Source organism: Neisseria sp. P0006.S004, assembly GCF_051963015.1.
GTDB lineage: Bacteria > Pseudomonadota > Gammaproteobacteria > Burkholderiales > Neisseriaceae > Neisseria.
This window is the reverse complement of the sequence record NZ_JBQCUS010000007.1, coordinates 34,412-53,322: the sequence shown is the minus strand read 5'-3', so window position 1 is coordinate 53,322 and position 18,911 is coordinate 34,412. Positions and strand designations below refer to the sequence as shown.

The window sequence follows — 18,911 nt, the reverse complement described above, 5'->3', positions numbered from 1 at the left end:
CAGGCTACGCTAGCCATATTACTTGAAACCTGGAGGTAATGGTTTGAATTTATCCCCATCTAATGGATTATATTGGTAATGGAACTTACGTAATGCCTGTATATCAAGATCTGTAGTTAAAATGCAAGGATTACTTCCTCCTTTCACATAAAGGAGAGTTTTTTGTTCCGTTTTTGTTGGTTGTAAAACACATGAACCACCATATTGAGATGTATTTACCTGGATAGTATAACAATGTAAATCTCTCACTGCAGATTCTAATATATGTTGATAGTAATTAGTATCCTTATTCCATACACAAGCAATTAATAAGTTAATTTCCGATTTAAATAAAACGCGATGTGTAATATCTGCTAATTCAAAGCAATTATAAGTTGCAAAGCAAGCTCCTCTCCAATTAACCTTATGATAAGAATATCTATTCCCATCATTGCCAGCAAACAATCCAAAACTATTTATATACTTAAGTTCTGCAGGAGCATAATGATTTTTAACTCTTGCCGTTATATAACAATTCCTAAAACCTTCTTTTTGACTAAATGGTAACAATTCAATCAAAATATTAAATGCAAATTTATCAATTACCCAATGTTCTAATCCAAAAATTAATCCTATTTGGTTTCTACGAGAAAAAGATGCCATAAATGGTAGCCAACTGACAGGAATAGATACTTCTGGTAAGACCAATAGATCCACTTTTTCTTTTACGGCAGCATTCAGAATTTGATATATTATTTTTTGCCTATCAAAACTTAAATTAGGTTTTTCATCATCCCTTAGTGCATGAATAATATCATTCTGATTTACAATTAAATTTGCAATAGCTAATTTGAAATAATTATTTCTTCGAGATACATCATTGATTGATAATAAAAATTTATCAATGTTTTTATTATTATTAATTTCTTCTTCATTCTCCCATTTCACAAAACCACTACGCATTTTTGCAAATTCAGCTTGCCAATCACTCAAGCTATTACATCTTAGTCTCTGTGATAATTCGAATATTTGCAACTCATCAATATGGAGAAATCTGGGAGAGTATTTCTTTTTTTGACTATTAATTTCATGATGAGATTGTTCCTTTGAAGATATATCTTCCAATATCTTATTTTCATCAATCAAACTTCCTTTATATTCAGTATAATTTGATAATGGCCATGCAACTAAATGATGTCTAATTAAATTAGAATACCTGAATCCATTCGCCAATTTCATTAAATTATTTAAATCAGGAAATTTATAAAAGAATTTTTTAACTTCCAGACTTTCTTTATGAATTGGAAATTTAATTAATGCCAAGGAAAGAGAAAAAGAAATTTGGTTATAAAAACATAAATCTTTCCTGATTTTTTCTACGAGAGAGCTATTCTTATCTTCTGAATGGCCAATTATGTTTATTTCTTTAACTAAATGATTATAAAAGGTAATTGCAAAATTTATATCATTTACAACAAAAGAATATTGATATACCTTTTCCCATAGCCTACTAAATTTTAATGAATTACATCCTTTAAAAAACAACATTAGCTGTGAAATTACTATATCTTTATCCTTTTTGCTTGTTTTACACAATCTATTTGCCGTTATGCAGTTAGATAGGTATTGTGAAAGCTTAGTTTCATTTTCAACTACACCAATAACATTACGTAACTTATTAGATGATCCACTAAATAATATTTCATAAGCAAACTCATCCATCTCTCGGTAAAAGTGCTCTGTTGGTAAAAATTTAAACGCACTACTTTGTTCATCTAATTCTTGTTTAAATAGTTCTAATCCAGCTTTGCTATTAGCTTTATCAAAAAATTGAAATACAACTTTCTTTTTTTGAATAGAAATATCCTTTCCTTCTATGATATAACTTTCGTCGTCTTTACCGCTTACTAAAATATGGGTACTCAAGAAATATTTTTCATATAGGCTTTTTAAAGGGTCATCTTCATCAAAAATAGGATTTGACAATACAATTAATATATCATCCACATATCTTCCATAATAAATTGGTTTCAATACTTCCTGTATTTTTTCATCAAAATCAATCATATACCAATTTGATAAAATAGATGATGATGTGAGCCCTATCGGTAGTATTTCTTTATCTTTACATTCATTATGCGTAACACTTAATTCACTCTTGATCACCTCATGATACTTTTTAAAAATACGTTTTAATAAGCGATTTAACTTTAAGGCATCATCCATAATCTCCCTAATGCATTCTCTTTCAATAATTTCATCAACCTTATCTAAATCTATATCAACATTGTAAAAAAATTCTTTTAAATCTAATGAAATAACTCCAACACTATCATTATTATCAGATAATAATCTTGCTTTATTTATGGCATTGTTTCTCCATTTATTATACTGATCTATATAGCGAATAAATAAGTTATTATGTCCTGATCCATCTCTTGTGTCATCACATTCAGCGTACTTTTTTATAAATTCTTTAGTATGATTTCGTAATCTATTTCCATAACAATCCTCTGTAAGTATACCATCCAAAATTGGTCCAACATACAGGCTCCACAACATATCTATAATATAAACTTCAACATCAGCATCAATAAAATAATTTAACTTTACAAGATTATGTGTATCCGTACTTTTATCATTACTGATGAATCTACCTTCTGTATTATGTGTATTTTCGTGAGAATTATCTTTAAAACTTTTAGGAATAATTCTAAATGAAATACTATCTATCCATTTATCTAGCTTATCCGTATTATTATTATCAGATATAACTTTAGCAATTTCCTCAAAAATATTTCTACCCACATCTTCATCTAATAGGTTATGTTCTTTCTCAAAAGAGGATATCCGTTCTCTCATAAAAAGATTTAGGTTTTCATAATAAATATGATTTTTTAGATAAATATAAGCAATTTCAATAAGTTTTCCATCTATTTTCATTTTTTCGTTTCCTTAATTTAAAGAATTTAATTCTTTCAAAAGTCTCTTCACCGACACCGGATACGGTGTCTTCAATTCCTGTGCAAACAGTGACACTCTCAATTCTTCAATCATCCATTTAAACGCGGCAAGGTCGTCTGAAATAGGGAGGCCTTGTTTGATCAGGCTATCTGTTTTTTCCTGCCACATTTGTTCCAGCTCTTGAATATCGGCTTCGCGGGCTGCGTCGCGGGCGGGGTTGCTGCTGTATTTTTCGAGGCGCAGGGTCATGGCTTTGAGGTAGATGGGGAGGCGCGGCCATTGTGCCCACGGGGTACGGGTGGCGAAGCCGGCGGCGAGCAGGGTTTGCAGGCGTAGTCTTAGAAGGTGGGTCAATGGGTGTTTGCCGAGTTTGCCGTTGAGTTCGGCATAGGCGGCTGCGGTTTCCTGCAAGTAGCGGCTGAGGGCTTCTTTGACGGCGGGCAGGCGGCTGCGGGCGCGTTTGATTTGCTCTTTGAAGGCTTTTTCGTTGCGCGGCAGCTCGTCTTCGCCGATAAAGGCGCGGTCGCAGACGGCTTGGGTGAGGTCGTCGCGCAGGGTGTCGGCGTTGATGTGTTTGAGCAGCATGGCGGCTTGGGTAAAGCCTTGGATGCCTTTGTTCAAATCTTTTACCTGCTCTTTTAATTGCAGCTTCATCAATTCGATTACGCCTTGACGGTGTGCCTGCTCGGCGGCTTCGGTGGTGTCAAACAGGCGCAGGGCGATGCGGCCGTCTTTTTCTTTTTGTAGGCCAAGGTAGCCGGTAAGCTGTTGTTTGCCGCGTGCGAATTTGATGGATTCGGGCAGGGTGCCGATGTCCCATGTGGTCACGTTATCGCGCTCGAATTCTTGGGTATTGTCGCGGAATGTAACGGCGGCGGCTTGGCCGAGTTGTTGTTGCAATTCGTGCAGTTTACGGCCGCCGGCAAGCTCTTGTCCGCCATCGTCGATAATGCGCAGATTCAGATAGCAGTGTTCGGGCAATTCTTGCGCCGCCCATGCGTCTTGGTCGATTTGCTCGAGAATCCGCATATCGCCGGCGCTTCTGGCGATAAAGTGCGCCAACTGGGGAATGATGGCCGCTTGACGGTCGGGATTGCTTTCGAGAAATTTGGTGATGAAATCGGGGACGGGCACGCAAATGCGGCGAATTTGCTTCGGCAGTGCTTTAATCAGCAGCTGGATTTTTTCGCGCAACATACCGGGCACCAGCCATTCGAGCGACGGCGCGTGCAGGCGGTTGAGGACGGTCAGCGGCACGGTCATGGTCACGCCGTCAAGCGGATGGTGCGGCTCGAAGCGGTAGGAAAGTTTGAACTTGCCGTCTGCGGTTTGCCAGAATTTGGGGAATTGCTCTTCGGTAATGTGCGCGGCGGCGTGTTGCATCAAATCGTCGCGGCTGAGAAACAGCAGGCGCGGATTGTCGCGTTCGGCGGTTTTGAGCCAGGCTTCAAAGGTGCGGATATCGGCAAGGGGCAAAGGTTTCAGACGGCCTTTTTGAGATGCAGGCTGCTTTTTGGGTTTGGGGTCGTCTGAAACATTTTGTCGGGTGTGTGAACTCGGTTCACGCTCGCGGTTGGACGCATCTTTGGAATCCGCGTGCGCGGCTTGCGCCACGCGCCCTGCGTTGCGCTGGTTTGCTTGTCCGTTTTGATCGGCTGTCTTGTCCGACTGGGTTTGTCCGCCCTCTTCGCTTCCCCAAACTCCGCCTTTCGCGTCTTTCCACACCAGCTCGGGCAGGCGTTCGTGATAAAACGCAAACAGGGCTTCGTCGTCGACCAATACGTCTTGCTTGCGCGATTTGTGTTCGAGTTCGGTAATTTCTTTAATCAGCTTTTTATTGTGGGCAAAAAAGGCCGTCTGAAGATTGCTTTCCTGCGCCACCAATGCGCCGCGGATAAAGATTTCGCGCGCTTCTTCGGGCGCAACTTTGCCGTAAGACACGGGGCGGCGCGGCAATACGGTCAGGCCGTAAAGCGTCACGCGTTCGCTGGCGACGACTTCACCGCGTTTTTGCTCCCAATGCGGCTCGAAATAATGGTAGCGGACGAGGTGCGGCGCTTCCTGCTCTATCCATTCGGGCTGGATAACGGCGACGTCGCGCGCGTAAAGGCGCGTGGTTTCAACCAATTCTGCCGCCATTACCCATTTGGGCTTGGCTTTGAACAGGGCTGAGGCGGGGAAAAGGTGGAAGCGGCTGCCGCGTGCGCCGGTATAGTCGTTGCCGTCGGGTGATTTCATGCCGACGTTGGCGATAAGGCCGGTCAGCAAGGCACGGTGGATTTGTTCGTAGCCGGCTTCTTTGGCGGCGCGGATTTGGGCGCGGTGTTGCTTCTTGTCCAGTTGTTTTTGTTTGAGTTTGGCCGCCAAATCTTGGTCGCCTTGGCTTTCAGACGGCCTTAATTGTTCTTGGGAAGGAGGTTGTCTAAACGCGGCTTCTTTGGTGGTCAAACCCATTTCAATCGCGGTTTGGGCAAGCTGGTGGTGCAGCTCGCGCCATTCGCGCATACGCAGGTGCGACAAGAAATATTGACGGCACCATTGCACCAGCTGCTTGTTGGACAAGCCTTTATCACGCTCGCGCTGGAAGCTATCCCAAATGTTCAGATAGGCAAGAAAGTCGGACTGCTTGTCGGTAAAGCGTTCATGCGCCTTGGCGGCGGCATCGCGCGCTTCCAGCGGCCGCTCGCGCGGGTCTTGAATCGATAGCGCGGACGCTATCACCAATATTTCCGCCATGCAGTCGTGTTTCTTCGCCGCCAGCAAAATACGCGCGATTTTCGGGTCGATGGGCAGGCGTGCCATTTGTTCGCCGAGGCGGGTTAAGCGGTAGCGGGGTTTGGTGAGTGTTTTCAGGCTGCCTGAAAAATTTTTGCTTTGCGAAAACTCGTTTCGCCCGTTTTCAGACGACATATGGATATGGCTTTTCATGTTTTGTATAACAGATGTGTAGGGCGGGTATTGATGCCGACCTACGCATTGGATTTAGATAATATTTATTCTGTGAATTGAATTTCAGATGGCCTGAAATTCAATTCAACAATGCCGATAAACCTTGTTTTGGGAAATGAAAAAGTAGAAGCCGCTTTTTATTGATGTGCATCAAGCTACTAACCCGGCAGTTTACCAATTATGCTTTCTTCAAAATCAAGAAGGTTTTTGATATTTCTATTCAAATTTGAATAATTTAATTTTAAATTGGGTCGACGCTCCTTAATTAAATGTAAATATTCAACACAATTTTTCTGCAATACTTCCAAATTTTCTATTTCCTCATGAAAATTAAAAAATATTTCCATATACTTATAATAACTCCCCTTTTTGATTGAGTCATGGGAAAAAGAAAACTTACCATACGTTTGTTCATTAATTTCTTTGTAATCCTCTATATTCATAGTATTAAAATGATAAAATATTTCATATTCAATGCATAATCGTAAGTCGTTAAAAATATCATCAATTTTACTTTCTATATTTTCTTTATCCTTATCAAGTACACTTCTAAGCAAATTTCTCCAATCAGTACAAGATAAATTTCTGATATATCTATATTTTTTATAATATGAATCGTAGGGGTTATATTTTAAAATATTACTAATAGAAAACGGCGATGAAGGATTTATTGTTATATTATTAAACTTATTGAACCCGTCACTGATATTTTTAAATGCATTAAATATGATTTCTCTTAATTTGTTTTGCTTATCTTTATTAATGATGAAATCTATTTCATCAGATAAGTTATTACTACATGCAAAGATATCCCTTGCGCATAATGCAAATCCATCAGATAGAAACAAAACCTTATCATCATCTGAATATTGCTGATGCCAATATTCAGCACGCTCTAATAACAAACAACGAAGCTCATCAAATTTTTTATTTTTAAGAAATTTTTCTACTTCTTGCATACGAAGTTGATTCATCCGTAGTATCCTTAATGTTTAAATTAATATAACTTAATGTGTTTTCGAGGAAAACTTTTAGCCCAACATGGTTTATTGTTTATCTGTTTTCGTCGGGCATAAATGCCTGATTTTCAAGCTACCTGAAAGATTTTCAGACGGCCTCCACCGCCCCCAATTCCAGCAATACCTGAAAACCGTCATTGATATACCGCGAATCGGGCATTTCTAAAAATGGGAATGCCGCCACATCACCCAAGTTCAGCGCTGCCATGCGCAGGATGACGGCGGCGAGGTTGCTGCGGACGATTTCGGGGTCGGTAAATTCGGGGCGGCTGTTGAAATCTTCTTCTGAAAACAGTCGGATACACACGCCTGCGGAGACGCGGCCGCAGCGGCCGGAGCGTTGGCGGGCGGCGGCTTGGGAGATTTTTTCGACATGAAGCTGCTCCACTTTCGCCCGTGCGGAATAGCGTTTGACGCGCGCGAGGCCGGTGTCGATGACGTATTTGATGCCCGGCACGGTGAGCGAGGTTTCGGCGACGTTGGTTGCCAGCACGATGCGGCGTTTTGCGCCTGAGAGGTGGAAGATTTTGTGCTGTTCGGCGTGCGACAGGCGTGCGAACAGGGGCAGGATTTCGTCGTTGCGGCGCAGCGTGGATTTGCGCAGGGCTTCGGCGGCTTCTCGGATTTCGCGTTCGCCCGGCAGGAACACCAAAATATCGCCTTCGCCGTAGCGCGCCAATTCGTCGGACGCATCGACAATCGCGTCGGTCAGCTCGACTTCCGCGTCGTCTTCGTCTTTGCTGGTCAGCGGTCGGTAGAGGATTTCGACAGGGTAAGTGCGCCCGCTCACTTCTAAAACAGGGGCGCCGTTGAAGTGTTGGGAGAAACGTTCTGCGTCTATCGTTGCCGAGGTGATGATGATTTTCAAATCGGGGCGGCGCGGCAGCAGCTGTTTCAAATAGCCCAAAAGGAAGTCGATGTTCAGGCTGCGCTCGTGCGCTTCGTCGATGATAATCGTGTCGTATGCGGCGAGATAACGGTCGGTCTGGGTTTCTGCCAGCAGGATGCCGTCGGTCATCAGCTTGACGCAAGCATCGCGCGAGGTATGGTCGGTAAAGCGCACTTTATAGCCGACCGCGCTGCCGATTTCCGATTTCAACTCTTCGGCAATCCGCTCTGCTACGGAACGCGCAGCCAAACGGCGCGGCTGGGTATGCCCGATCAAGCCTGCCGCCCCGCGCCCGAGTTCCAAACAAATCTTGGGCAACTGCGTGGTTTTGCCCGAACCGGTTTCGCCGCAAATAATCGTTACCTGATTCTCGGCAATGGCTTTTTTGATTTCGTCGAGTTTTTCGTGAACGGGCAGCGTGTTGTCGAATTCGGGCTTGGGCAGTTTGGACAGGCGTTGCAGATAGAGGTCGTGCGATTTTTTGTATTTTTCCTCAACCTTGGCCAAGCCGCCGTATTTATTGGGGTTTTTAAAGGCAGATCGCAGAAAATGGCGGTCTTTGGAGAGGATTTGGGCGAAATCGGGTTGCGGCATGATGGTGCAATAAATTAAATAATGTGAAAAGAATGGAATTATAGCAAAAGGCCGTCTGAAACTTGCTTGCTTTCAAGTTTCAGACGGCCTTTGTATGGATAAACCGTTTTAGTCGACGGCGTGCCAAGGTTTTTGCATACCGGCGTGGAAACTCGGTTTTTCTCCGCCCCACAAGGTGTCGATGTCGTAGAAGTCGCGCACGGCAGGGAGCATGACGTGGACAACGAGGTCGCCTGCGTCGACGAGCGTCCATTCGCCGGTGTCGCCTTCGGTGCTGAGGATTTCGAAACCGGCTTCTTTCAAATCGACGGCAACGTTGTTCGCCAGTGCTTTGACTTGGCGTGTGCTGTCGCCGCTGGCAATAATCATGCGGGCGAACAGGGAGGTTTTGTCTTGGGTTTCCAAAACAGAGATGTCTTTGGCTTTAATGTCTTCGAGGGCGTTTACGGCCACTTCGACCATTTTTTGCAGGTCTTGCAATTCTTGTTCGTTCATTGTTTTCCTAGTTGAAATGTTTTCAGACGGCATTATAGCTTATCTGCCTGAATAAACGCTATTTTTCATAGAGTTTGTGTTGGCGGATGTATTGGGCGACGGGTTGCGGCAGGCCGTCTGAATGGTGGGTTTTGGCGAGATTGGCGCGGATTTGGGTGGAGCTGGTGTTGTGCAGCGGCGCGTTGAGGATGCGGACGCTGCCGTTTTGCAGGGCTTCGCCGAGCCATGCGTGCAATTCGCGCGGGGTTTTGTTGAGGTTGTCGCCTTGGCGCATGGCGATGGCGATATGGGTCTGGCGCACGAGGGTTTGCCATTTTTTCCATGTGTGCAACTGCATCAGGCTGTCGCTGCCCATCAGCCACCACAATTGCGCGCCGGGAAACTGCTGGCGGAAGATTTGGACGGTGTCAAACGTATAAGTTGCGCCGTCGCGGACGATGTCACAGTCGCTGGCGGCTAATTTCGGCTCGTCGGCGATGGCGAGTTCAACCATATTGAGGCGCTCTTGTGCCGGCGTGCGCGTGCTGTCTTTGTGGTACGGGTCGCCTGCCGGCAGGAAGACGACGAGATCCAAACCGATTTCGTCGGCGAAGGCGCGGGCGATGTGGAGGTGGCCGTTGTGGATGGGGTCAAACGTGCCGCCGAATAATCCGATGTTTTTCATTTCGTGGTGGTGTCTGCGTTAGATGTTTTGGCCGTCTGAAGCAGGCAGGCTGCCGTCAACAATCAGGTTGAGCTTGCCTGTGGTCGGATGGATGACCAGGCCGTGGATGGCGATATTGTCGGGCATCAGCGGATGTTTGCGAATCAGCTCGACGGTATGGCGCACACTGTCTTCGACATCGTCAAAACCGGTCAGCCAGCCGTCCAAATCGATACCGGCATTGCGCAGGGTTTCGATACGGTCGTCGGGGATATTGCTGTCGTGTACGCGTTGGAGGAACTCTTCGGCGTGCAATCCGCGCATACCGCAGTCGTGGTGGGCAATGACCATGATTTCTTTGACTTTGAGTTCAAATACGGCCACCAACAAACTGCGCATCACAGAACCCCAAGGGTGGGTCACCAGCGCACCGGCGTTTTTGATGAGCTTGGCATCGCCGTTTTTCAAGCCCAACGCATTGGGTAGCAGCTCGATAATGCGTGCGTCCATGCAGGAGAGGATGGCCAGCTCGCGGCCGGGGTATTTGTTGGTAAAGTATTTTTCGTATTCGCCCGTTTCGACGAAATGTTGGTTATAGGCGAGGATTTCGCTCAATTCGCTCATGATGTGCTCGTTTCGGATGGTTTACTCTATTATAGCGGTTTTTAGGGGGTATGGTCGTTTTGCAAATTCGCCGTAAACGGCTAAAATCGACGTATCTTTAGTTCTTTTGGAGGATGCGCCATGCCTCAGTCTTTCCGTTTTGAACAAGTATTCACACCCGATGTCCACGACGCATTGTGGGATTGGGCGCAGACAAGCTATGGCGCATCCGACGATTGGTGCATTCTGTATCTCAACGGCCTGCCTTTAGGTCGTCTGAACCCGTTATGGCGCGAACGCCTCGGGCAAGATTGGACAGGCAGGCAGTCAACCCTTTCAGACGGCCTGAATTTGGAAACGGACAGCTGGGCTCAGATGGGCGACAGTTTGCAAACGCTGGCGCAACAATGGCGCGAATGCGGTTGGCTCAAGGGTTGGCGCGGTGAAAAGTTCGACATCTGCGACCAGTCGGGCAAGCCTTTATGCGCACTCGAACGCGCCGCCTTCCGTCCGTTCGGCCTGATGAGTCAGGCAGTGCATTTGAACGGATTGGTCGAAACAAAAGACGATTTGCGCTTTTGGATAGGCCGCCGCAGTCCGCACAAAGCCGTTGATCCAAACAAACTCGATAATCTGACTGGAGGCGGCATCAGCAGCGGCGAGAGGCCGTCTGAAGCCGTCTGCCGCGAGGGTGAAGAAGAAGCAGGCATTCCCGCTTCGTTAACACCCCATATCCGATCGACCGCCCAAATATATAGTTTGCGCCCCGTTAATCGCGGTGTCCACAACGAAATCCTGTATATCTTCGACATCGTCCTGCCCGAAGGCTTCCAACCCGCCAACCAAGACGGCGAAGTCGCCGGTTTTGAGCTGATGGACATCCCCACCCTGCTCGATGCCATGTTGGGCGGACACATGATGCACGATGCCCAGCTGGTCACGATCGAAGCCTGCCGTCGATACGGCCTGATCGACCCCAAACATCCGCTGTCCGCATGGCTCGACAGCATCCGTTGCCGACCACATTTTTAAAGGCCGTCTGAAACCATGTTGCAACTCAAAAACATCAACAAACGCTTCGGCAGCAAAACCGTTGCCCAAGACATCAACCTAAACGTCGAAGCAGGCGAAATCCTCGCCGTACTTGGCCGCTCCGGCTGCGGTAAATCCACCCTGCTCAAAACCATCGTCGGCCTGGTGCGTCCCGACAGCGGCGAAGTCTGGCTCAACGGCGACAACATCACCGACATGCCGTCTGAAAAACGCAATATCTCGCTGATGTTTCAAGACTACGCCCTTTTGCCGCATTTAACCGCCCTCGACAACGTCGGTTTCGGCCTCAAAATGCGCCGTCTGCCCAAAGCCGAAATCGAAGAACAATCCATGCAGGCCTTGCGCGACATCGGTTTGGAACACGAAGCGCAACGCAAACCCGAAAGCCTCTCCGGCGGCGAACAGCAACGCCTCGCCCTCGCGCGCGCCCTCATCACGCGCCCGTCGCTGTTGCTCCTGGACGAAGCCTTCTCCAGCCTCGACACCCACCTGCGCCACCACCTGCGCACCCTGACCGCCGAACGCATCCGCAGTCAAAACATCCCCGCCATCCTCGTGACCCACTCCGCCGAAGAAGCCTGCACCATGGCCGACACCATCGCCATCATGCACGAAGGCCGCATCCTCCAACACGGCACGCCGGAAACCCTTATCCGCCGCCCCGTCAACGCCCAAGCCGCCCTGCTGCTCGGTTTGGCCAACACCGGCGACACACGCTACATCCCCCAACACGCCATCCGACTCGACCCGAACGGCACAGCCGTCCGCATCAGCGAAGCCGTCCCCCTCGCCGAAGGCACACGCCTTACCCTCGCCCATCCGCAATACGGCGATTTGATTTGGTACCCCCACACCGACCAAAATACGGACAAACCACTAACCGGACAGGAAATCCGCATCAGCGTGGATGAAAGTCAGATTGTTTGGTTTGATTGAATTTGATGGATTGAAAAAGAAAAAGGCCGTCTGAAATTTAAGTTTCAGACGGCCTTTGTTATTATCAAGAACAATTAAGAGACCTCGTGTATAGTCACACAAGGGATGCCTGCAAATTCAGCAATTTTCTTGCACAAGCTGCTAGATGACACTTTGCAAACATCCGGGAAAACAACAGCAAAATCGGAATAAGCCATATCGGCATCAGTGGTATTCGACGGTAAAAAGCAATAATACAAATCTTCAGTTCCACAAACAGAACAAGTGAGATGGCCACCTTCGTCATCAAAATCAAATGAAGGCAATAGCTCTTCTATATTCATCTCTTCACCTCGAGCATAATGTTGACTGCAATGCGGACAAACAAGCTCGCCTTCTCCAAAGTTTTCCAAAGCAGTGAACAGCGTCGGCTCATCTTCAATCTGAAAGTAGATGCCATGGGAATATTGGGCATTTTTTTCACCTAAAATTTCAATAATTCCTTTATTGGTAAACGTATAACCTAGTTCTCCATAATAAAAAACTTCTTGCAACTCAGGATAAATCCAACCTTGCTCCAGCATATAATTTCGGATCTGTTCTGCAAGCTCCTTTTTTTTCTCCCCTACGGGAGATACAGGAACTATATAGTAGCGATGTTCAGACATTTTTTTCCTTTCTTAAAAGAGGCCGTTTCAAACGGCCTTTGTTATCTCAGCCATCAATCAGACAAACCTATCTGACCTATGGTTACTTTTTACTTTACTTTCGTACATACCTCACGGGAAGTTCCATCTTCAGACACCAATTTGCCTGTTTTATCCAGTTGATACACTTCATCTTCACCAGGCTTGTCCATCTGCGCGACCAATCCGGTGTATATCATGCTTTCCAAGAATTGGCCGTCTTCGGATTCTTCCAACCATGCCAATGTTTCAGGGCTGTGGAGTCGTGAAACTTCGCTGTACTTGATTTGGCTTTGAGTTAAGGCATTGTTCGCAAAACGCCATTTACCCCCACCGACAACATGGTACGCTAAGACATTGCCGTCATCGTCCACTTTGAGCTTAGCGTCGCCACGGAAACTGCCGTCCTGAAGATATTCGACTTTTGTATCACTGTGAATGTTTTCATCAGCGCCAACGCAATGCCATGTACCGACAATCGGAGAAGCCAGGGCAGTTGTTGCGGATAAAAGCACCGGCAGAATAAAGAGTTTCATCTATTTCCTTTCTTAAAAGAGGCCGTCTGAAAAGTTGCAACGACATTGAAGCTGCATTTTCAGACGGCCTTTGCGAGTATTTTACTGCAGGCGGACGTTCAAGAAATATAAATCACGAGACCGGCAATCAGCACCAGCTGGACACCCAACTTCATCAGTGCGGTACGACTGACGAAGTAGATAAACCAAGTGCCGGTCAAAATCAACAGTAGAATAATCAACCACGGCCGCCATTTGTTGAGGTGGACGGCTTCGGTAAAGCAGGTATAAATATGAAGTACGACGATGGCGACGATGAACAATATAGGCACGATGAAGTCCATCATTTGATTTCCTTTTAATGAGACCGTCTGAAAACCCTGGTTTCAGGTTTTCAGACGGCCTTGTCTATTCAATCAAAATCAGTCTTTCAACTTCGCCAACTGAGTTTGAACTTTCGCCATTTTGTCTTCCAATTCCGCCAAATCGGCTTTGTCTTTTTCCACCAAATGTGCCGGGGCTTTTTCGGTGTAGCCGGGTTTGGAGAGTTTGGCATTGAGTTTGTCCAAGGCTTTTTGCAGCTTCTCGGCTTCTTTGCTCAAACGGGCGGTTTCGGCGGCTTTGTCGATTTCGACTTTCAACATCAGGCGCGCGCCGTTGCAGACGGCGACGGGGGCGTCTTCCGCTTCGGGCAGGCTGTCCACCAGCTTGGCTTCGGTCAGTCGGGTCAGCGACGGCAGGTATTTGAGCAGGCCTTCGAGTTCTGCACTGCCTTCGACAAAGAGCGGTGCTTTGACGTTTGGCGCGATACCCATTTCACCGCGCAGTTTGCGCACTTCTTCCACCAAGTCTTTCAATGCGGCCATTTTGTCGAAGGCCGTCTGAACGATTTGTTCTTTATCGGCTTGCGGATAGGCGGCCAACATGATGCTGTCGGCGGTTTTGGCATTGGCCAGAGGCGCAACGACCTGCCACAGCTCTTCGGTAATGAAAGGCATGATTGGGTGCAACAGGCGCAGGATGGTTTCGAGTACGCGCACAAGGGTGCGGCGTGTGGTGCGCTGGGTTGTCGGGCAGCCGGTTTGGATTTGCACTTTTGCCAGCTCGATGTACCAGTCGCAATATTCGTTCCACACAAATTCGTACAGCGTTTGCGCAGCAAGGTCGAAGCGGTAGGTTTCAAAGGCTTCGGCAACGGCGGCTTCGGCTTGTTGCAGTTTGCCGATAATCCATTGGTCGGCAAAGGTAAACGCCAACGGCTGCATTTCGTCTTGACCGCAGTCTTTGTCTTCGGTGTTCATCAACACGAAGTTGGTGGCGTTCCACAATTTATTGCAGAAGTTGCGGTAGCCTTCGGCGCGTTTGAAGTCGAAGTTGACGCTGCGGCCCAAGCTGGCGTAGCTCGCCATGGTGAAGCGCAATGCGTCCGCGCCCATGCTCGGAATGCCTTCGGGGAAGAGTTTTTTGGTGGCTTCTTCCACTTTCGGCGCGGTTTCGGGTTTGCGCAAGCCGGTGGTACGTTTCACCAGCAGTTTTTCCAAGTCGATGCCGTCAATCAAATCCACAGGGTCGATGACGTTGCCTTCGGATTTGGACATTTTTTTGCCTTCATGGTCGCGCACGATGCCGTGGATGTACACGTCTTTAAACGGCACTTTGCCGGTGAAGTGGGTGGTCATCATAATCATGCGCGCCACCCAGAAGAAGATGATTTCGTAGCCGGTTACCAAGACGTTGGACGGCAGGAAGGCTTTAAGTTCGTCGGTTTCAGACGGCCAGCCGAGTGTGGAAAACGGCACGAGCGCGGAGGAGAACCATGTATCCAATACGTCTTCTTCGCGGGTCAAACCTGTTTTGCCGGCTTGTTTTTCGGCTTCTTCCTGATTGCGGGCGACGTACACATTGCCTTCGTTGTCGTACCATGCAGGGATTTGATGGCCCCACCACAGTTGGCGCGAAATACACCAGTCTTGGATGTTGTTCATCCATTGGTTGTAGGTATTGACCCAGTTTTCAGGGATAAAGCGTACCGCGCCGCTGTCGACGGCTTTTTTGGCTTTGTCAGTAAGGCTTAAGCCTTTGAATTCGCTGTCAAGCTCGCCGCCGTTTGGTGTGGCGGACATGGCGACAAACCATTGGCTGGTCAGCATCGGTTCAATCACTGAACCGGTACGGTCGCCTTTCGGCGTCATCAGCGTGTGCGGTTTGATTTCGACCAAGAAACCTTGTTCCTGCAAATCGGCAACCATTTGTTTGCGCGCGGCAAAGCGGTCCAAGCCAGCGTATTTTTCAGGCAGGGCAAAGCCTTGTTGCGCTTCACCTTTGAAGTTGAACACTTCGGCGTTTGCCAGCACTTTGGCTTCCAAATCGAACACATTAATCAGGCGCGTGTCGTGGCGTTTGCCGACTTCGTAGTCGTTAAAGTCGTGCGCAGGCGTGATTTTCACGCAGCCGGTGCCGAAGTCTTTTTCAACGTATTCGTCGGCAATCACGGGGATGGTGCGGCCGGTCAGCGGCAGGATTAATTCCTTGCCGATTAAGTGGGTGTAACGTTCGTCTTCAGGGTTGACGGCAACGGCCACGTCGCCCAGCAGCGTTTCAGGACGGGTGGTCGCCACGATAACGGCTTCGGCGGGATTGTCTGCCAGCGGATAGCGGATGTGCCACATAGAGCCTTGTTCTTCCACGCTTTCCACTTCCAAATCCGATACCGCCGTGCCAAGCACGGGATCCCAGTTCACCAAGCGTTTGCCGCGGTAAATTAAGCCCTGTTCAAACAGGCGCACGAACACTTCGGTCACGGTTTTGGCGCGCACATCGTCCATCGTGAAATACTCGCGCGTCCAGTCGGCAGAACAGCCCACGCGGCGCATCTGCTGCGTAATCGTACCGCCGGAAACTTCTTTCCATTCCCACACTTTTTCCAAGAATTTCTCGCGGCCCAAGTCATGACGGGACACGTTTTGCGCGGCAAGCTGACGCTCGACCACGATTTGCGTGGCGATGCCCGCGTGGTCGGTACCGGGAATCCAGGCAGTGTTGCAGCCTTTCATGCGGTAGTAGCGGGTCAGCCCGTCCATAATGGTTTGGTTGAAGGCATGGCCCATATGCAGCGTACCGGTTACGTTGGGCGGCGGCAGTTGGATGGAGAAAGACGGTTTGGTCAAATCCATATCAGGCTGGAAATAGCCCTGCTCTTCCCAGTTTTGATAATGTTTGGATTCGATTTCGGCTGGATTGTATTTGTCTAACATGATGGAACTTTGTGAAATTAAGGTTATTTTTGATGTGCGGATTATAACGCAAAAAGGCCGTCTGAATCATTTCAGACGGCCTTTGACATACGGGTTTTAAAAACGGAACAATACCAGGCTGACGGCAATCACCGCCATACCCGTTGTCAGGCCGTAAACGGTTTCGTGGCCGTCTGAATAGCGTTTGGCGGCCGGCAGCAGTTCGTCCAACGCCAAAAACACCATCACACCGGCTATCACGCCGAATACCGAACCAAACACGGCAGGCGACAAAAACGGCTGCAAAACCAAATAGCCCAAAGCCGCCCCCAAAGGCTCGGCCAAGCCGGATAGCAGACACGCCCATACCGTTTTCTTACGGCTGCGGGTGGCAAAATAAACCGGCGCGGCGATAGAAATGCCCTCCGGAATATTATGGATGGCAATCGCCAAGGCCAAAGGCATCCCGACCGCCGGATTTTCCAAGGTGGCAAAAAACGTCGCCAAACCTTCGGGAAAATTGTGCGCAGTAATCGCAAACGCCGCCATCATGCCGACTCGCGCGATGTGGCGGCGTTTGCTTTCTTGAAACGACGGGTCTTGCGCGTCTAAGGTTTCATGCGGGTTCGGCACCAGGCGGTCGATCAGCGCGATGCCGCCCATCCCGGCCAAAAATGCCATGGTCGCCGCCGCAAACGCGTGGTCTTTATCATAAATTTCAGCGAACGCCTCACTGGATTTACTGAAAATTTCCGTCAGAGAAACATAAACCATCGCACCGCCGGCAAATGCCAAACCAAACGACAACACACGCGGATTGGGCGTTTTGGAAAACATCACCAGGCCGCTGCCTAATACGGTAAACAAACCGGCAGCCAACGTGATGGAAAAGGCAACGGCCAAATTGGACATCGAAAAATCGGGCATGAGAAGACCTGCGCTATAAAGCTGGGACAGGTTCAGACTAACACTTTTTTAATGCGCATGATAATAGTTATTATTTATTTTATTGATTGGATACACGGATTTTGAAACAAAAGGCCGTCTGAAAAATGGTTTTCAGACGGCCCTTAAGTTTGAAATGTCACTAAACCTTATCGCTTTCCAGCTTAAGCCTGATAGCGCGACAGGCTCAAGTCATCGCTGCGGATTTCGGTGTCTTTGCTGCTCACGATATCGGCGGTTAATTTTGCCGAGCCCAGCGACATGGTCCAGCCCAAAGTACCGTGGCCGGTATTCAGGAATAAGTTTTCAAAGCGGGGGCGCCCGATTAACGGCGTGCTATCGGGCGTCATCGGTCGGAGGCCGCTCCAGAACAATGCTTGGCTCAAATCGCCGCCTTCCGGGAACAAATCGTTGACGACTAAAGCCAAGGTTTCGCGGCGTTTTTCGGGCAGTTTGATTTCGTAGCCGGACAATTCCGCCATGCCGCCGACGCGGATTCTGTTATCAAAGCGCGTGATGGCGACTTTGTAGCTTTCATCCAAAACGGTGGACACCGGTGCGCCGTCTGAATTGGTGACCGGCAGGGTCAAGGAATAGCCTTTGACGGGATAAATCGGCAGATTGAGATCCAACTGCGCCAAAACCGTTCTGCTGAAGCAGCCGAGCGCGCAGACGAAGGCATCTGCTTCAAACCGTTCTTTTTCGGTTTCGACTGCGCTGATGCGCTGTCCGTTGTGGTCGATGCGGCGGATGGTTTGCTTGAAATGGAACTGTACACCTTTTTCCAGACAGAGTTGGTACAGGTTTTGAGTGAAGAGATGGCAGTCGCCGGTCGCATCCGCAGGCAGGTGCAGGCCGCCGGCAATTTTGGCGGTAACACGTGCCAGTGCAGGCTCAAATTCTGCGCATTCTTCAGGTTTCAGACGGCGGTACGGCACGCCGTAGCGTTCCAAAACGGCAATGTCTTGTTCTGCCGCCTCGACTTCTTTGGTTTGGCGGAAAATCTGCAACGTCCCTTTTTTGCGCCCTTCAAAATTCATGCCGGTTTGCGCTTCAAAACGGCGGAACATTTCACGGCTGTATTCGGAAATCCTGACCATGCGCTCTTTGTTGGTTTGATAGCGCGCTGTCGTGCAGTTTTGCAGCATTTGCCACAGCCATTCGATTTGATACAGGCTGCCGTCAGGGCGAAACAGCAAAGGCGGATGGCTTTTAAACAGCCATTTCAGCGCTTTGGTCGGGATACCGGGTGCAGCCCACGGCGTGGTATAGCCGTAGGAAAGCTGGCCTGCATTGGCAAAACTGGTTTCCATCGCCACGCCCTCGGCGCGGTCGATGACCGTTACTTCATGCCCTGCCTCTGCCAGATACCACGCGGAAGATACGCCGGCAACACCAGCACCTAAAACAAGCACTTTCATTTTTCTCC

General features: G+C 48.3%; 15 protein-coding genes. 2 read left to right on the top strand and 13 right to left on the bottom strand.

Annotation, left to right across the window (positions count from 1 at the left end; all coding sequences use genetic code 11):
- Positions 1–18 precede the first annotated feature (18 nt).
- The 7 genes from ACTHR2_RS09400 to ACTHR2_RS09370 form a co-directional block, all read right to left on the bottom strand.
- Entirely contained in the window at positions 19–2,922 is a 2,904-nt protein-coding gene (locus tag ACTHR2_RS09400) for an RNA-directed DNA polymerase (RefSeq protein WP_440375655.1), read from the bottom strand.
- Positions 2,923–2,934: 12 nt separating this feature from the next.
- Positions 2,935–5,871: a DUF3418 domain-containing protein gene (locus ACTHR2_RS09395; RefSeq protein WP_440375654.1), complete on the bottom strand. Its 2,937-nt coding sequence runs from the start codon at positions 5,869–5,871 to the stop codon at positions 2,935–2,937.
- A gap of 179 nt (positions 5,872–6,050) precedes the next feature.
- Positions 6,051–6,866: a hypothetical protein gene (locus tag ACTHR2_RS09390; RefSeq protein WP_263338826.1), complete on the bottom strand. Its 816-nt coding sequence runs from the start codon at positions 6,864–6,866 to the stop codon at positions 6,051–6,053.
- A gap of 133 nt (positions 6,867–6,999) precedes the next feature.
- Positions 7,000–8,394 carry an ATP-dependent RNA helicase HrpA gene (gene hrpA, locus ACTHR2_RS09385; RefSeq protein WP_440375653.1) on the bottom strand — a complete coding sequence of 465 codons (1,395 nt, stop codon included), beginning with the start codon at positions 8,392–8,394 and terminating at the stop codon, positions 7,000–7,002.
- A gap of 108 nt (positions 8,395–8,502) precedes the next feature.
- Positions 8,503–8,889, bottom strand: coding sequence for a ribosome silencing factor (gene rsfS, locus ACTHR2_RS09380; protein WP_440375652.1), 387 nt, complete (start codon positions 8,887–8,889; stop codon positions 8,503–8,505).
- A 58-nt stretch (positions 8,890–8,947) separates the two neighbouring features.
- Entirely contained in the window at positions 8,948–9,553 is a 606-nt protein-coding gene (nadD, locus tag ACTHR2_RS09375; RefSeq protein ID WP_440375651.1) for a nicotinate-nucleotide adenylyltransferase, read from the bottom strand.
- Positions 9,554–9,571: 18 nt separating this feature from the next.
- A complete protein-coding gene (locus tag ACTHR2_RS09370; RefSeq protein WP_049336840.1) occupies positions 9,572–10,156 on the bottom strand; it encodes a beta-class carbonic anhydrase in 585 nt (194 codons plus the stop codon).
- Between the two features lie 120 nt (positions 10,157–10,276).
- On the opposite strand from ACTHR2_RS09370, the gene ACTHR2_RS09365 reads away from it, so the two are divergent.
- Together ACTHR2_RS09365 and ACTHR2_RS09360 are read left to right on the top strand one after the other, a co-directional pair.
- The gene (locus tag ACTHR2_RS09365; RefSeq protein ID WP_440375650.1) at positions 10,277–11,167 is read left to right on the top strand and encodes an NUDIX domain-containing protein; all 891 of its coding nucleotides are present in this window, start codon (positions 10,277–10,279) and stop codon (positions 11,165–11,167) included.
- A 15-nt stretch (positions 11,168–11,182) separates the two neighbouring features.
- Positions 11,183–12,124 (top strand): ABC transporter ATP-binding protein, encoded by a 942-nt coding sequence (locus tag ACTHR2_RS09360; protein WP_440375649.1) that lies wholly within the window; start codon positions 11,183–11,185, stop codon positions 12,122–12,124.
- Positions 12,125–12,198: 74 nt separating this feature from the next.
- Here ACTHR2_RS09360 and ACTHR2_RS09355 read toward each other — a convergent pair whose 3' ends face one another.
- The 6 genes from ACTHR2_RS09355 to ACTHR2_RS09330 form a co-directional block, all read right to left on the bottom strand.
- On the bottom strand, positions 12,199–12,771 hold the full coding sequence (locus ACTHR2_RS09355; protein ID WP_440375648.1) for a hypothetical protein: 573 nt from the start codon (positions 12,769–12,771) through the stop codon (positions 12,199–12,201).
- Between the two features lie 89 nt (positions 12,772–12,860).
- A complete protein-coding gene (locus tag ACTHR2_RS09350; RefSeq protein ID WP_440375647.1) occupies positions 12,861–13,325 on the bottom strand; it encodes a hypothetical protein in 465 nt (154 codons plus the stop codon).
- Between the two features lie 98 nt (positions 13,326–13,423).
- On the bottom strand, positions 13,424–13,651 hold the full coding sequence (locus tag ACTHR2_RS09345; protein ID WP_070645656.1) for an enterochelin ABC transporter: 228 nt from the start codon (positions 13,649–13,651) through the stop codon (positions 13,424–13,426).
- A 75-nt stretch (positions 13,652–13,726) separates the two neighbouring features.
- On the bottom strand, positions 13,727–16,558 hold the full coding sequence (locus tag ACTHR2_RS09340; protein WP_440375646.1) for a valine--tRNA ligase: 2,832 nt from the start codon (positions 16,556–16,558) through the stop codon (positions 13,727–13,729).
- 96 nt (positions 16,559–16,654) lie between these two features.
- Positions 16,655–17,464, bottom strand: coding sequence for a zinc transporter ZupT (zupT, locus tag ACTHR2_RS09335; RefSeq protein ID WP_002220178.1), 810 nt, complete (start codon positions 17,462–17,464; stop codon positions 16,655–16,657).
- A 182-nt stretch (positions 17,465–17,646) separates the two neighbouring features.
- The gene (locus ACTHR2_RS09330; protein WP_440375645.1) at positions 17,647–18,903 is read right to left on the bottom strand and encodes a D-amino acid dehydrogenase; all 1,257 of its coding nucleotides are present in this window, start codon (positions 18,901–18,903) and stop codon (positions 17,647–17,649) included.
- Positions 18,904–18,911: the final 8 nt, after the last annotated feature.

Bases quoted from the DNA above. Each gene is read 5' to 3' on its own strand.
- ACTHR2_RS09400 (WP_440375655.1), bottom strand. From the start codon at position 2,922: ATGAAAATAGATGGAAAACTTATTGAAATTGCTTATATTTATCTAAAA.
- ACTHR2_RS09395 (WP_440375654.1), bottom strand. From the start codon at position 5,871: ATGAAAAGCCATATCCATATGTCGTCTGAAAACGGGCGAAACGAGTTT.
- ACTHR2_RS09390 (WP_263338826.1), bottom strand. From the start codon at position 6,866: ATGAATCAACTTCGTATGCAAGAAGTAGAAAAATTTCTTAAAAATAAA.
- hrpA (WP_440375653.1), bottom strand. From the start codon at position 8,394: ATGCCGCAACCCGATTTCGCCCAAATCCTCTCCAAAGACCGCCATTTT.
- rsfS (WP_440375652.1), bottom strand. From the start codon at position 8,889: ATGAACGAACAAGAATTGCAAGACCTGCAAAAAATGGTCGAAGTGGCC.
- nadD (WP_440375651.1), bottom strand. From the start codon at position 9,553: ATGAAAAACATCGGATTATTCGGCGGCACGTTTGACCCCATCCACAAC.
- ACTHR2_RS09370 (WP_049336840.1), bottom strand. From the start codon at position 10,156: ATGAGCGAATTGAGCGAAATCCTCGCCTATAACCAACATTTCGTCGAA.
- ACTHR2_RS09365 (WP_440375650.1), top strand. From the start codon at position 10,277: ATGCCTCAGTCTTTCCGTTTTGAACAAGTATTCACACCCGATGTCCAC.
- ACTHR2_RS09360 (WP_440375649.1), top strand. From the start codon at position 11,183: ATGTTGCAACTCAAAAACATCAACAAACGCTTCGGCAGCAAAACCGTT.
- ACTHR2_RS09355 (WP_440375648.1), bottom strand. From the start codon at position 12,771: ATGTCTGAACATCGCTACTATATAGTTCCTGTATCTCCCGTAGGGGAG.
- ACTHR2_RS09350 (WP_440375647.1), bottom strand. From the start codon at position 13,325: ATGAAACTCTTTATTCTGCCGGTGCTTTTATCCGCAACAACTGCCCTG.
- ACTHR2_RS09345 (WP_070645656.1), bottom strand. From the start codon at position 13,651: ATGATGGACTTCATCGTGCCTATATTGTTCATCGTCGCCATCGTCGTA.
- ACTHR2_RS09340 (WP_440375646.1), bottom strand. From the start codon at position 16,558: ATGTTAGACAAATACAATCCAGCCGAAATCGAATCCAAACATTATCAA.
- zupT (WP_002220178.1), bottom strand. From the start codon at position 17,464: ATGCCCGATTTTTCGATGTCCAATTTGGCCGTTGCCTTTTCCATCACG.
- ACTHR2_RS09330 (WP_440375645.1), bottom strand. From the start codon at position 18,903: ATGAAAGTGCTTGTTTTAGGTGCTGGTGTTGCCGGCGTATCTTCCGCG.